Here is a 12,471-nt window from a genome sequence, read left to right as displayed (position 1 = left end):
AGCACAACTCCGACAAGAAATTCGCGATTTGCAAATTTTCTGCATGATCCGACCGCTTGCCTCTTGCTAAAAAAAATAATTCAAAGTATAAATCCCATTTATTTGTGCACACAACTTTAGAGGAAAAAACGATGTCGATGTTTAACCACATTCAAGCGGCTCCGGCAGACCCGATTTTAGGCTTGGGCGAAGCGTTTAAAGCAGAAACCCGTCCTGAAAAAATCAATTTGGGAATTGGCGTTTATAAAGATGCAAAAGGGCAAACCCCGATTGTTAAAGCGGTAAAAGAAGCGGAAACCCGTTTACTTGCGAAAGAAAATACCAAAAATTATCTCACTATTGACGGTATTGCCGATTTCAACGCACAAACGCAAGAATTGCTGTTCGGTACGGGAGCCGAAGTGATTACCTCCGGTCGTGCCAAAACCGCACAAAGCCTTGGCGGTACCGGTGCGTTACGTATTGCCGCAGAATTTGTTAAACGCCAAACCAACACCCAAAATGTGTGGATTTCAACCCCAACTTGGCCAAACCACAACGCAATTTTCAATGCGGTTGGCATCAATATCAAAGAATATCGTTACTACAATAAAGAGAGCAAAGCCTTAGACTGGGACAATCTCATTGCAGATTTAAACCAAGCAAGTAAAGGCGATGTGGTGCTTTTCCACGGTTGCTGTCACAACCCGACAGGGATTGACCCTACGCCGGAACAGTGGCAAGTCTTAGCCAATATGTCTGCGGAAAAAGGCTGGTTACCGTTATTTGACTTTGCTTATCAAGGCTTTGCAAACGGCTTGGAAGAAGATGCGTTTGGCTTACGCACCTTCGTGAAAAATCATCGTGAAGTGTTAGTCGCAAGCTCTTATTCGAAAAACTTTGGTTTATACAACGAGCGTGTCGGGGCGTTTACCTTAGTGGCGGATAACGCAGAAGTGGCAAATAATGCGTTCAGCCAAGTCAAATCGATTATTCGCGTACTCTACTCTAACCCATCTTCACACGGAGCGAGTGCGGTGGCTACAGTGTTAGCGGATCCGCAATTAAAAGCTAACTGGATTGAAGAACTGGCAGAAATGCGTAACCGTATCAAAGAGATGCGTGCAAAATTTGTCGCCTTGTTAAAAGAGAAAGGCGCAACGCAAAATTTCGATTTTATCATTGCACAAAACGGGATGTTCTCGTTTAGTGGTTTAACCCCTGAACAAGTGGATCGTTTGCGCGATGAATTTGCGATTTATGCGGTACGATCAGGGCGCATCAATGTGGCGGGCATTACCAATGATAATATCGACGCATTATGCGAAGCGATTGTAAAAGTACTTTAACCCCCGATTCAGTAACAAACAGCCGGACATCCGGCTGTTTTGGTTTCTGCAAGCGGTCTGTTTGTCATGTTTTTTTGCAAAATTCTTCATGAAACAGACCGCTTGTTCATTTATCGTTTAAAGCTGTTGAATTAACACCTTAGATTTTCGCTGATGGTTATAATGCTCACGCTTGTATTTCGGTAAATCTTCTATCCCCGCTAATACAAAACCACGCTCTTGGAACCATTGTGTCGTTCTGGTCGTCAGAATAAACAATTTCTCTACACCTAACTTTCGCGCACGTTTTTGAATTTCACCCAACAAAATATCACCGCGTGCCGAATCCCGATAATCGGGGTGAACCGCCACACATGCCATTTCCGCCATATGTTCCTCTAAATACGGATTAAGCGCCGCACAGGCAATCACGACACCGTCACGCTCTATAATAGTGTAATGATCAATTTCCATTTCAATTTGCTCGCGCGAACGTTTGACTAAAATACCTTGTTGTTCCAACGGGTGAATTAGCTCCAATAATCCCGGAATATCCTGCACCGTAGCAATCCGAATATCTTCCGAATTTTGCATTGAAAGCTGCGTACCGATACCGTCACGGGAGAACAATTCTTGCAGCAATGAACCGTCCTCGGTATAACTAATTAAATGGGCGCGTTTCACGCCGGCCCGACACACGTCAATCGCTGCCTGTAAAAAACGCGCTTTTGCCGAATGGTATTGTCCGTTATCGATCAGTCGGACTAAATGACTTTTTGCTTCTTCCGGAGAGAGATCCGCCATAACTTGACCTTGTTCGTCAATAATACCCTGCTCATCACAAAATCCGATCAATTTATCCGCTTTTAACTTAATCGCTACTTGTGTAGCAATTTCTTCAAAAGGTAAATTGAACATTTCACCGGTCACGGACGGAGCGATGGGACCGAGCAATACGATGGAATTTTTTTCTAACTGCTGTTTGATGCTGTCAAGATTGACGCGGCGCACTTTGCCGCTCAGGGCATAATCTACACCGTCGATCACGCCTATCGGCTGGGCTAAAATCATATTGCCGCTCACGATATTAATCACCGGGGCATTCGGCGAACGTAGCGACAAACGAGCAAATAAGTCGTAATGTACCTTACCGACCGCTTGTTTGACGATATCGAGAGCTTGTGCGTTAGTAACACGGATATTGTTATAGTAAGCCGATGTGAGCTGATTTTTTTCAAGCAATTGATTAATTTGCGGTCTGGCACCGAAAACGATGACCAGTTTAATATTTAAGCTGTGTAGTAGGCTGATATCGTTAATGATATTGATAAAGTTCGGGCTCTCTAATACTTCACCGTCTAACATAATCACAAAGGTTTTACCGCTGTGTAAGTTCACATAGGGCGTTGACTGTCTGAACCACTGAACGAGCTGTGTGTTGCGCATATTTTTCCTGTTTTCTTTTTATTCAAGGGGGCTTGTCATAAAAGCAAGCCTAGATGATATTAATGCAAGTTTGCCGCTACGCAAAGAAAGAAATGGTAAAAAGCAGTGAAATATTTTCTAAAAACGAAACAAAAAACAGCCCGATTTACGTCGGACTGCTTTCAGTCAATCAAGCTGAATTGTGGATACCTATCGGTTGACTTTTTCTAAAATGCGATCGGCAAATTTACCGATACTGATTGCAAAATGGTTCGAACGGTTCCAATCTAAAATGGTACGATAGTTTTCCGACACCAAGAACGCTCTGCCTGCACCATTATCCGGACGCACCAACCATAATTTCTCACTTTGTAACGCTTGTTGTTTCGCCAGCTCCAGTGCATTCGGATAGGCTAAATATACACCCCAAGCCTGCCACTCCGCTAAGGATTTGGCTAAATTCGGTTCCAATCCGGAAAATGACATATCAATCGGCTGAGCCAATTTTACTTCGATCCCCCAAGGTAATTTATCATTCCAACCCACGGTGGATAAATAATTAGCGATGGACGCAAACGCGTCGTGCTCATCGGTCCAAATATCTTTTCTGCCGTCGCGGTTACCGTCCGCCGCATATTTTATATAAGAAGTCGGCATGAATTGGGTTTGCCCCATTGCTCCCGCCCATGATCCTTTCATTTCACTACGGGTAATGCTTTGACTGTCAATCATCTTCATCGCATTCACAAACTCTTGAGTAAAGAGTTGTTCGCGACGCCCTTCAAACGCCAAAGTAGCAAGTACCGACAGCACATCAAATTTTCCTTGAGAACGTCCGAAGCTGCTTTCCATTCCCCACAACGCTACGATGTATTCTTTTTGAACGCCGTATTTCTGACTCACTTGAGCCAATTGCGGTTGGAATTTTTTCCAACGCTCTGCCGCGGTATTTACTTTGGATGTAGTCAGGACTTTATTCAAATAATTCGTCACCCCGTTCGGATTCACTTTCTTCGCATTCGGTGTTTGACGTTTGCTTGATTGTTCTTTGTCCAACTGGACGGCACGCGCAACGTATTTAATATCGCCTTCGTTTAACACCCTGCCGGAAACTCCTTCTCCTGCAGCCTTTTGTTTTAAGAAGACAACGTAGTTATCAAAATTTTTGGTTGTACGTGATTTTGTGTATTTGGCATCCAATGCTAATTTAGGGTAGATTCCACTATTGCTTGAGCAGCCTGCCAGTAACGCACAGGCAATCGTAGAAATAAGGTATTTTTTCATATCCACAACTCACTAAAAACTAAACTTTATTATTTTATACGGTAAGAATTTACAAATTAACCATTCTATGCGGGCGAATCACATTATCCTCTCGGATCTCTGCAACGCCGACAAACGTGTCATTATCTGAAAATAAACGCACTTGTCCATAGATTTGTTCATCATTTACAAATCTTATGCGTTGCCCGAAGCCGACGGCTTTGGTTTGTTCCGCCGTTAACCTTAATTTTGGCAAACGCGAAACCGTACTGTCCATCGGCAATAACAATTGATCCAGCTCTACAAGCGGTCGGTTTTCGGCAAAATTTTGCAATTGCTCTAACGTCAGCATTTTTTCTGCCGGATAATCGGCAACCGCTAAGCGTCTTAGCATGGTGACATGTGCACCGCAACCCAGCGCTTCACCGAGGTCGTCAACTAGCGTGCGAATATAAGTGCCTTTTGAACAATGAACTTCTAAAGTCAAATACGGCGTTTGGTAGTCGATAAATTGTAATTCAAAAATCGTAATCGAGCGGGCTTCACGCTCTACCGTTATTCCTGCTCTGGCGTATTCATAAAGCGGTTTACCATTGTGTTTCAATGCAGAAAACATAGTCGGTACTTGTAAAATATCGCCGCGAAATGCCTCCAACGCACCTAAAATTTGCGACGTATCAACTTGCACATCCCGCGTGTGAACCACCTGACCGTCCGCATCGGAGGTATCGGTGCGTTCTCCGAGCTTTGCAGTGACAAGGTAACGCTTATCCGAATCGAGCAAAAATTGGGAAAACTTGGTCGCTTCCCCCAAACAGATCGGCAGCATCCCCGTTGCCAGCGGATCCAACGCCCCGGTATGCCCGGCTTTGTTCGCATTAAACAGACGTTTAACCTTCTGCATAATATCGTTAGAACTGATGCCTTGCGACTTATCCAGTAAGAAAACGCCATGAACGTCGCGCCCTTTTTTCTTCGGTCTGCCCATCGCTACTCTTCTTCAACGTGGCGTTCTTGATCTTTGCGGATAACATTGCTCACTAAGTTTGACATCCGCATACCTTCGACTAACGATTGATCGTACACAAACCGAAGTTCCGGCACGATACGCAAACGCATGGCTTTACCGACGAGGCTGCGAATATAGCCCGACGCATTGTTTAAGCCTGCCAAGCCACGCTCTACCGCACTTTCATCACTGTCGAACAAGAAGGTGACGAACACTTTGGCATAGGCTAAATCACGACTGATTTCGACATCCGACACCGTGACCATACCGATACGCGGATCTTTGACTTCTCGCTGTAAAATGATAGCGATCTCTTTTTGTAGCTCTTGCGCTACACGATCGGCTCTTGAAAATTCTCTTGCCATCTGTTTTTCCTTTAGAATAAATAATGGGGCGTAACAATACGCCCCTAAAGTTGTTTGTTTCATTTGATCGGAAAAGCAATATCATTCGGAATTAACGTAGGGGCGCACCGCGTGCGTCCGAATTATAAATCCAATGACGCACACCGTACGTCTATGCCGTATATATCAAATATCATCGGATAAAATGATAGTCCCAAAAGGCTTATTTCACAAGCAATAAATGTGTTACAAGCGGTCGGTTTGAAGGAGAAATTTGTAAAATTTCAACCGTAACCGACCGCTTGTCGGCGAACTGCCCGATTCCGCTAAAACGCACACAAGCGGTCACTTCCGTGTTCTTTTTTACCCGTAAACCGGTTAAAACCGATAAGTTGCCCCGAGGCTAATGCGGTGCCATTTTTCTCCGCCTTGTTGACGGGCTAGGGCATATTCGCTAAAGAGATGAAATGCCTCGTTGATGTGATAACTCACGCCGAGCTTCTCCGCCGTCACATATTTGGCGGGAGAAATCCCCTGTAGATGAATTTCACTGTCCGCACCGATATAACGAGCGCTCATGCTAAATGTATTTTCCGCAGATGGCGTAAGGCGATGAGATACACCGGCATTTAAACGCATATCACCCCATTTCACCGATGCTCGCAATCCCGCCACATAACTGTGGATCCGGTATTGGGTGCGGTTTGCCCAAACGCCAAAGTTTTTTTCTTCATTAAACGCTTTCTGGACTATCGTATCAAATTGATAGCCGATAAACGGGCTTATCTCGCCTTGCTTAAATTTAAAACGCTGCCCTAATTCCGTATAGAGATGATAAAGCGAGGCTTTCACCTTATTATGGATATGCCGCATTTCATTCGGTAACGAAACCGTCCGTTTAATCTTATTGTCGGCCTGAGCAATGCCGGCTTGTGCCGATATATAGCCGCTTCTGGTTTGATAAGCGGTATAAACGGCACCGCCCTGTTGGTTTAAGGTGGTCGCCCCTGCTGATTTCTCAAAATCGGCTTTTTGCCGACTGTGGTAAGCCGCCGCACCGAACAAGATATGATCCGTTTGTTTATCCGCACCCAAATAAGTCTGATTGCCTTCCACCTTTGCTTTCGCATAGCCTTCCTGCGACATACGATAGTCTTGCAGGTTGGTGGCGGTATAAACGCGATTCGTTGCCGATTCAAGCGCATGGAACGCTCTGTCTGCAATCGTTTGACTGAATATACGGCTTTCATTCAGCAGCAAATTTTGAGATGAGGCATAAATTTCCGCCGTCAAGGAATCGACCGTTTGTGCGACGGTTAACGGTGTTGATCGAATAATCGACAAACTGTCCGAGTGAATACGGCTGTTTGGTGTTGTTGCGACCTCATCCAAGACTTTGTCTACATTTTGGCCCGTATTTGCCGCACTGCGGGAGAGATGACCGGCACGTTTTAACACATATTCCGTGCTGTTCCGTTTATAGGTTGCGACAATCTCATTCCCTTGTTGAGCAATACGGCTCACCTCAATGTAAGGTGCAATATGATCCGAAACGGTATAAGCTCCCCGATAATTAAGTAACCGATTGGCTTTCAGGATCGTTCTGTGCTGTTCGGCTTGGGTGGGAACTTCGTTGATTTTTTCGACATCCGCAAGAATACGGGAACCTTGCATATCAGCAGTGCCGTTTACCTGCAAACGTGCCGTATGGATATCAATCACCGTGCGGGCATCTTTATCGGCAGTGTAATTTTCCTGAATCGTCACACCTTGCCCATATACATGAAAAGTACCGTTATTCGTTACCGATTTGCCTAGCTGAACCTGTTGCTTATCATTATTGACCAACAAAGTCGCATTTTTTCCAACAGTCACGGCGGAATGCGTTAATGCATTGGAAATCCCCAACGTGCCGCCTTCAATAAGGGTTTCGCCCGTGTAACGGTTATTCCCGCTCAAATAAAGTGTACCCGTTCCGCGTTTTCTGAATCCCGCGTCGCCGGCAATATCGTTACTCCAAGTGAGACGATCCGAATCTGCATATTGACGATAACTAAAATCTGCCGTCACAAACCCGTTATCGCTCGGCACCAATAAACGGGTATCGAAGCGCGCCGGTCCTTTTAATGCTCGATTCACATTCAGCACCCCCCAACCGATATCCGCATTCGGTCCTGTCGTGACCGTTGAACTACCAAGTTGATCTGCGGTGGACAGGATCGTTTGAGTAACCAAATGGTGGCTCATCCACGGGAATTTTTCCCATACGCTTGCCACGGCGGCGGCCACTACCGGCGCGGCAAATGACGTGCCTTGGACATTCACACTGTTAAACAAATGCCAATCGCCCGGCGCGGCAATCCCCCAATTTTTTGCCTCTTCTCCCACTCGACTCGAATAGCCGCTTCGTCGCGAACCGGTTACGGAGGCAACGGTAATCCACCCTTTTTGGGCTTCTTTGTGGACGACGGGAATATGAGATTCCGTAGAGGCATATTTATGTTGTCCGTACGCCGTATTTTGTCCGTCATTGCCAGCCGCCCAAATAAAAATGCTGTCTTTTTCCGCCATTTTTGCCAATTGCTTATAAAGAAGATGATTGGTTAAATATGCCCAACCTTTTTCTTTCACCACACTTTCTCTCGGCGTAATGCCGTAAGAGTTGTTAAATATCCGCGCGCCCAGTGCGTAAGCCGTTTCAAAATGTAAATTACTCGGGCTCGTCATACCGTTCGATTCGGCGGAATAGCCGTAGATCCATGAGGTGTTATTGTGTGCCGCAATGACACCCGCTACTTGAGTACCGTGAGAATATTGTGAGCCTTGTGCCTGTCTGCCTACACCTTGATTTAAAATCAACCGGGGAGTACCGTTGGTAATAAAGGCATCGCCCGTATCATGAACGGAAAAGTCCGTATCAATGACGGCGATTTTTTGGCGTTTATCTTCATCGAAGACGGTTTGGGTCGGTATCGTCGAATACAGGTTTTCAACCCTGCCATTGTTATCGATCAAAGGTTCCGACGGTTTTTCGGTATCCACAGCTGAAGGCGGTGAAATATTATCCGTCGTGGGTGGTGTTTCGGCATTATTCTCAGAGAGATCCGCTTGTGTCGTCACCGGAGAATTTGTCAATTGTTCAAGATCGTGCGGATTGCCCGTTTGATCCGAATTCAGCATTACATTTTCCGTGACATCAGGGCGAATAATGTCGTTTAATACCGAGGTGTCCGATGACGGGTTATGTTCGTTAACCATACTCCCGACGGGAAAATCGATGGTCTGACCGTGATGAGGGACCCCGTCCGCAGAATCGTTCGGGTTGCTTTGCTGCCCCGCCTCATCCTGCCGGCGGGACATGTTTACCAAATGTGCCTCTTCCGTATCGGCGTGATGCCCCTGATTAATCGGCGTGACGCTCGGCGAATCCTCACCGTCACCACAAGCGCTCAGAAACAATGACACCAATGCCGTACCGGAATGTTTTAGTATTTTTTTCATATCGTCTCCTTTTACGTTTCCTGCTCAAATCATCGCAACGGATGATAAAAACAAGAATCGCACAAATATTAGCACTAAAGCTGTCTTTTTGATATGAAAAACTTACAATAAACTGACAAAATCAAAATAAACTTAAACTACAATGCACACAAGAGACAACATACGAAAAAAGCACGTCAAAGAATAAAACAAGCGGTATGGTTTAGGCACTTTTTGTAAAATTACGATGACAATACACCGGGTAATTCAGCCATATTCGCTAATTTAAAATCCGCCAATGACCAACGGGTGAGCCGGTCAATCATTACTGCACGAATCATGTTTATATCCTTTTTATGTACAAGCGATCAGATCTCTCAACAAATTTGCAAAATACCCGAAAAATCTGACCGCTTACACGGGTGGTTTCCCACCCGTTTTATTTAGTGATCTAAGTATAAATAGTTTTTCCAACTGTTCATTCCTACGATCTAATTCAACCGCACTTTATAAGATCAGTCGATTAACTATTACCAACCTAACTGTCTCAGTTTTTTTCCTGCCTCTTCAATGCCGTGATTTTCGGCATAAGTCAGTAGTTCTTTGGCTTTAGCCAAATCCTGCGCAATGCCATGGCTTTCTAAGTAACAGATTCCTAAAAAGTAATGGGCGCGGGCGTGACCTTGTTGCTGCGCTTGTTGGAAATATTGTACGGCTTTGCGGTAATCACGTTCGACGCTTTCACCGTTGTAATGCATCACGCCCAATTGGGTGATTGCCGGCAGATAGCCTTTTTCGGCGCTGTCTTCAAAATAATCGTAAGCGCGATCATAATCATACATATCGTAATAAATATACCCTAAATTGGATTTGGCAATGACATTACCTTTGGCGGCGGATTTTTTATACCAATTAATCGCATTGATTTTATCTTTAAGATATTCATTATGAATATAACCGATGCTCAGTTCGGCGGAGCCGTCGCCGTAATGGATGTGAGGCATTACCATATCCAATGCCGCTTGAGGCTGTCCGCTTGCCGCCAAATTTTCCGCTTCAATCAGTTTATCGATAATGAGTTGCGGTGTTGGTGAAGCGTTATTGGCGTTTTGACTACCGCCGGATGATTCGCAAGCGGTCACCAAAAATGTGGCGGCTAATAAAGAAATAAGCAATTTTTTATACATATTTTCCCCCCAATTATTTTTCAATAACGACTAAATCTTTAAAATAGCTTTCAAAATCGGTGTCTGTGGTGTAACCGTATTCGGTATAATTTTCGATTATTCCGTCTTTATCGGTTTCAAAACGGATATAGCCGCACTTTTCTATCGGTGTGCGGGAAAGAATTTCTCCCCATCGGTTATAAGTAATGTTGTCACCGAAATGAATACATTTGTCATATAAATAATAATGGTTGGAAAATATTCCGCTGGTATCAACGCTGTCAAAATGGGAGATTCTGCTTTGTACTTCGGAAATGTGTTTTCCTTTGAGTTGGGTCAATGCGGGATTTTTATAACCGGCGCAACCTGTTAACAGCAAGGCGGAGGAGAGTAATAAGATGAATGTTTTCTTCATAATTCAGTTCCTTAACCATGGAGGCATGATGATATTTTTAGCTAAAATCGAAATGCAGTTTAGCCGATTAGTCATAAAAATTAAATACGATTTGTTTGCCGGCGAATAAGGTATATCCTTATCATCGAATTTGTTTCGCATGCGGATTTTTACAGTAACGCATTGCATGAAGTCGTTTATTGATTGTTTGTGGGAAAAGAAGGGTGTAAATCGGAAGATTTCGGTTATTGGTATGAGCCGGACGGTCTTGCCCGAAAATCTGGCTGATTGAACGGGCGAAATATCGCCCGTTAATGTTAATGATCTAAGTATAAGTAGTTTTTCCAACTGTTCATTCTTAGAAGAATTTTACGCATCATCGCAAGGTGGTGAGCGTGTTCGGTATAAACCGCCACTTCCGCCGTTGTACCATAAGGTAAATTAAATTCGGACATATCTTCTTTTAATTTTAATACCACAAGCGGCATGGCTTGATTGTTAATAAAACGGCTGGTATAAAGCGTGCCGTTCGCCTGTAACTCATGTTCGCCAATAGCAGGCAGAATACCAATTACTTCCGCTTTAAATACACGTCCCGGAATTGCAGGGAAAGCAAACTCCGCTTCATTACCAACATTTAAACGTAATAATGAATTTTGTCTGAATGCCGCGACAAACTGCTTCTCTTGTTGGTGTGTAAAGGTCATCACCGGACGGAGCGGTAAGTTACTCACCGTCATCCCTTCTCTCAATAAAGTTTGAGAAATAAACCCGTCAGCCGGTGCAGTAACTATGGTTGAATCTAAGTCAAATTGCGCTTGGTCAAGTTGGGCTTGAGCCTGTGCAACAACGGTATTCACTCCGTCAATCTTGGATAAATATAACCCTTCCGCTTTTTCTAACGTCGCTAAATTCGCTTCGTGTGAAGCCTTCGCCACTAAATACTCACGTTCTTTTGCATCAAATTCCGAACGGCTCGCTGCATTAGTTGCAACTAATTGGCGATAACGTTCAAACTCTTTTTGTGTTTGAGTAATGATTAATTTGCTTTCCGTGACTTTCGCTTTAGCCGCTTGATAATCCGCTTCTAACGATTTTACCGCTTGTTTCGCTTCGGCTAACTCTGCCTTACGCAAATCCACAACGGCTTGATAAGACGTTGGATCAATACGGAATAACACATCACCTTTTTTCACAAATTCATTCGGTTTCACTGAAGTGACTTCAATTACTTTACCGCGCACATTCGGAATGATCGGCGTGGAAACATAGTATTGCGTTGCCAGTTTGGTGTGCGGATGGTTGTAGTTCATAAACAATAACATGGATACGAGCAACACCACGCCACCTAAAAATGCGGTTGGTACAGTCCATTTATTCAATGGAATTTTAAATAGTTTGAAAATGCCCCAACAGAGCGAAGCATAAATTACTAAAATCATCAATTCCATGCTTATTCTCCTTGTTTCGCTTTTTCAAGTGCCACGAATTTTTGTTGTAATTCCGCTAATTGCTGACGAACTTCATGCAATTCAGCAGAAAGTTGCTGATTTTGCTTTTCGAGCTCAGGTAACAGTTTTGACATTTCACCTAATGATGAGAGTGCAGTTGCATCTTTTTGATGATTACCATTACCCCAACCGTTTTCTCTGTGCCATAAGGTTGCCCAAATCCATAAGAAAGGCCAAATCACATGTAAAGTGAAAAGACTGACCCAACCGGCATAATGAATCGCCTCTAAGTGCGGATGATTACGTTTTTTCGCAATTTCGTAGGGAATATCATGAATTGCAATGATTGCATAGAAAATCACAATACTTGCAAAAATCAGAAAAAATAAGGCTAAATAATCGAGTGCCATATTCGCTTTCCTTTAAAGCGGACGTTTGTCCGATACACACAACACAGTAAACGGCTTCTCTATAGATCCGTTTACTTCACCACACATGATCTGCCCCCCAAAAGTTGGACAGGTTACTCACGTAAATATTGAGCTCGGTATTGTGCCGGGCTCAATCCTTTTAAGTCGGGTTTAATTCGTTTTTGGTTGTAATACACCAAATATGCTTCAATTTCTGTCTGT

At 44.1% G+C, this 12,471-nt stretch carries 11 protein-coding genes and 1 pseudogene; 2 read left to right on the top strand and 10 right to left on the bottom strand.

The annotated features are described in order from the left end of the window. The first annotated feature begins 137 nt into the window (after positions 1-137). Positions 138-1,328, top strand: a complete 1,191-nt coding sequence (locus tag ACEYKX_RS07780) for an amino acid aminotransferase (protein ID WP_373767999.1) — start codon at positions 138-140, stop codon at positions 1,326-1,328. Positions 1,329-1,445: 117 nt separating this feature from the next. Here ACEYKX_RS07780 and argA read toward each other — a convergent pair whose 3' ends face one another. The 7 genes from argA to ACEYKX_RS07745 form a co-directional block, all read right to left on the bottom strand. Beyond that, on the bottom strand, positions 1,446-2,753 hold the full coding sequence (argA, locus tag ACEYKX_RS07775; protein ID WP_373767971.1) for an amino-acid N-acetyltransferase: 1,308 nt from the start codon (positions 2,751-2,753) through the stop codon (positions 1,446-1,448). Positions 2,754-2,942: 189 nt separating this feature from the next. Then, positions 2,943-4,022: a lytic transglycosylase domain-containing protein gene (locus ACEYKX_RS07770; RefSeq protein ID WP_373767970.1), complete on the bottom strand. Its 1,080-nt coding sequence runs from the start codon at positions 4,020-4,022 to the stop codon at positions 2,943-2,945. Positions 4,023-4,065: 43 nt separating this feature from the next. After that, the gene (gene truB, locus ACEYKX_RS07765) at positions 4,066-4,983 is read right to left on the bottom strand and encodes a tRNA pseudouridine(55) synthase TruB (protein ID WP_373767969.1); all 918 of its coding nucleotides are present in this window, start codon (positions 4,981-4,983) and stop codon (positions 4,066-4,068) included. Between the two features lie 2 nt (positions 4,984-4,985). Continuing rightward, the gene (gene rbfA, locus ACEYKX_RS07760) at positions 4,986-5,369 is read right to left on the bottom strand and encodes a 30S ribosome-binding factor RbfA (protein ID WP_373767998.1); all 384 of its coding nucleotides are present in this window, start codon (positions 5,367-5,369) and stop codon (positions 4,986-4,988) included. A 357-nt stretch (positions 5,370-5,726) separates the two neighbouring features. Beyond that, on the bottom strand, positions 5,727-8,849 hold the full coding sequence (locus ACEYKX_RS07755) for a S8 family serine peptidase (protein WP_373780699.1): 3,123 nt from the start codon (positions 8,847-8,849) through the stop codon (positions 5,727-5,729). 509 nt (positions 8,850-9,358) lie between these two features. Beyond that, the gene (locus ACEYKX_RS07750) at positions 9,359-10,015 is read right to left on the bottom strand and encodes a tetratricopeptide repeat protein (RefSeq protein WP_373780698.1); all 657 of its coding nucleotides are present in this window, start codon (positions 10,013-10,015) and stop codon (positions 9,359-9,361) included. Between the two features lie 13 nt (positions 10,016-10,028). Next, positions 10,029-10,409 (bottom strand): hypothetical protein, encoded by a 381-nt coding sequence (locus ACEYKX_RS07745; RefSeq protein WP_373767966.1) that lies wholly within the window; start codon positions 10,407-10,409, stop codon positions 10,029-10,031. Between the two features lie 89 nt (positions 10,410-10,498). Here ACEYKX_RS07745 and ACEYKX_RS07740 point away from each other — a divergent pair. Continuing rightward, a pseudogene (locus ACEYKX_RS07740) lies at positions 10,499-10,655 on the top strand (elongation factor P hydroxylase); the annotation flags it as partial. Positions 10,656-10,705: 50 nt separating this feature from the next. Here ACEYKX_RS07740 and ACEYKX_RS07735 read toward each other — a convergent pair. From ACEYKX_RS07735 to ACEYKX_RS07725, 3 genes are all read right to left on the bottom strand, one after another. After that, a complete protein-coding gene (locus ACEYKX_RS07735; protein WP_373767965.1) occupies positions 10,706-11,839 on the bottom strand; it encodes an HlyD family secretion protein in 1,134 nt (377 codons plus the stop codon). Positions 11,840-11,841: 2 nt separating this feature from the next. Further along, positions 11,842-12,249, bottom strand: coding sequence for a DUF3302 domain-containing protein (locus ACEYKX_RS07730; RefSeq protein WP_373767964.1), 408 nt, complete (start codon positions 12,247-12,249; stop codon positions 11,842-11,844). 113 nt (positions 12,250-12,362) lie between these two features. Next, positions 12,363-12,461 (bottom strand): IS3 family transposase, encoded by a 99-nt coding sequence (locus tag ACEYKX_RS07725; protein WP_373767147.1) that lies wholly within the window; start codon positions 12,459-12,461, stop codon positions 12,363-12,365. Between the last annotated feature and the right edge of the window lie 10 nt (positions 12,462-12,471).

Origin of the sequence: Glaesserella sp. (assembly GCF_041817755.1) — a bacterium.
Classification (GTDB): Bacteria; Pseudomonadota; Gammaproteobacteria; order Enterobacterales; family Pasteurellaceae; genus Glaesserella.
The sequence above is the reverse complement of the archived record's forward strand: the minus strand, read 5'-3'. Positions and strand labels throughout refer to the sequence as shown.

Coding starts and splice junctions, on each gene's coding strand:
- rbfA (WP_373767998.1), bottom strand. CDS start 5,369: ATGGCAAGAGAATTTTCAAGAGCCGATCGTGTAGCGCAAGAGCTACAA.
- argA (WP_373767971.1), bottom strand. CDS start 2,753: ATGCGCAACACACAGCTCGTTCAGTGGTTCAGACAGTCAACGCCCTAT.
- ACEYKX_RS07735 (WP_373767965.1), bottom strand. CDS start 11,839: ATGGAATTGATGATTTTAGTAATTTATGCTTCGCTCTGTTGGGGCATT.
- ACEYKX_RS07750 (WP_373780698.1), bottom strand. CDS start 10,015: ATGTATAAAAAATTGCTTATTTCTTTATTAGCCGCCACATTTTTGGTG.
- ACEYKX_RS07730 (WP_373767964.1), bottom strand. CDS start 12,249: ATGGCACTCGATTATTTAGCCTTATTTTTTCTGATTTTTGCAAGTATT.
- truB (WP_373767969.1), bottom strand. CDS start 4,983: ATGGGCAGACCGAAGAAAAAAGGGCGCGACGTTCATGGCGTTTTCTTA.
- ACEYKX_RS07745 (WP_373767966.1), bottom strand. CDS start 10,409: ATGAAGAAAACATTCATCTTATTACTCTCCTCCGCCTTGCTGTTAACA.
- ACEYKX_RS07780 (WP_373767999.1), top strand. CDS start 138: ATGTTTAACCACATTCAAGCGGCTCCGGCAGACCCGATTTTAGGCTTG.
- ACEYKX_RS07755 (WP_373780699.1), bottom strand. CDS start 8,849: ATGAAAAAAATACTAAAACATTCCGGTACGGCATTGGTGTCATTGTTT.